Below are 1,194 nucleotides of genomic sequence, written 5' to 3' on the forward strand. Positions count from 1 at the left end.
CGGGCGGCCGGACGGCGCACCGACCGGGCGATCGCCGCGCTCTCCGGCGCGGCCGGGGAGATCGGCTCCGAGCGCGTCGCGATGCTGTCCGATCTCGTGGCCGTGCTGGCGGGCCGGGGCAGCTGAGGAGCCGCCGCGCCCGCCGGTGGGCGGCTCAGTACCAGTGGTGCGCCTGCCAGAAGCCCCAGGCCTTGCAGGGATTTCCGTAGCGGGAGCCGACGTAGGCGAGTCCCCAGGCGATCTGGGTCATCGCGTTGTTGTGCCAGTCGGGCCCGGCCGAGGCCATCTTCGAGCCCGGCAGGGCCTGCGGAATCCCGTACGCGCCGCTGCCGGGGTTGCTGGCGTGCTCGTTCCAGCCGCTCTCGTGGTTCCACATCGTCAGCAGGGAGCCCCAGCAGCCGCCCCAGCCCTTGAGCGCGTTCATCTTCTTGGCGTACGCCTGGTTCTCCGCCGCGCTCGGGTCGTTGCTCATCCGTTTCTTGAGCGCCTCCCACTCGCGCTTCTCCTTGAGCGCCTTCGCGCGGGCGGCGGCCTTCTTCTTCGCCGCCTTCTCCGCCGCGACCGCCTTCTCGTACGCGCGACGCTTGGCCTGTGCCTCGGCGGCGGAGACGACGGGGTCCATCTGGTACCCCGACAGCTCCTTCAACATCTCGTTGGTGGACATGTTGGCCGCGCCGGGCGGCGGCTTGCCCTTGCCGAAGTTCGTCTTCGCCACGAAGACGAAGACGACGACGATGACGAGCGTCATGATCACGATGGTGCTCGTGGCCGCCCGCTTGGCCAGGCGGAGAACACGTACGCCCTTGGGCTCCGCGAAATCGTCGGCGTACGGATCGCGCTGTGAGTCGTATGAACCGGTGAGTTCATCCAAGTCGTAGGCGCGCGGGGGCCGCCGCGTCTCCTGGTGCCGATGTTGCATAGCACCATAGCTTGCACTATCTCAGCGCTTCTATGCTCTTTGTCCGTGTACTTGGGGCACAGATCTCATCCGTCCCGGGAAGAACGGCGTCGCCGGAGTCAGCCGGTCGTGGGATGGAACGCGCCGAGTTCGGCCCAGGTCGGCGGGTCGGCGCCTCGCCGGGAGCAGGTCAGCGCCGCCGCTCGCGACGCCTCGTCGAAGACCGCGGCGAGGTCCGGGGCACCGAGTGCCGCGAGTGCGTCCCGGCGGTCGGCGCCCAGCAGCCCGCGGCGGCC

1 protein-coding gene is annotated in these 1,194 nt (G+C 69.8%); it reads right to left on the minus strand.

All coding sequences use genetic code 11. The annotated features are described in order from the left end of the window. Window positions 1-154: 154 nt before the first annotated feature. Window positions 155-919: an aggregation-promoting factor C-terminal-like domain-containing protein gene (locus ACFFNX_RS50495; protein WP_378213628.1), complete on the minus strand. Its 765-nt coding sequence runs from the start codon at window positions 917-919 to the stop codon at window positions 155-157. Between the last annotated feature and the right edge of the window lie 275 nt (window positions 920-1,194).

The sequence above is a fragment of the Actinoallomurus acaciae genome (assembly GCF_042429965.1).
GTDB classification, from domain to species: domain Bacteria; phylum Actinomycetota; class Actinomycetes; order Streptosporangiales; family Streptosporangiaceae; genus Actinoallomurus; species Actinoallomurus acaciae.

Coding starts and splice junctions, on each gene's coding strand:
- ACFFNX_RS50495 (WP_378213628.1), bottom strand. CDS start 919: ATGCAACATCGGCACCAGGAGACGCGGCGGCCCCCGCGCGCCTACGAC.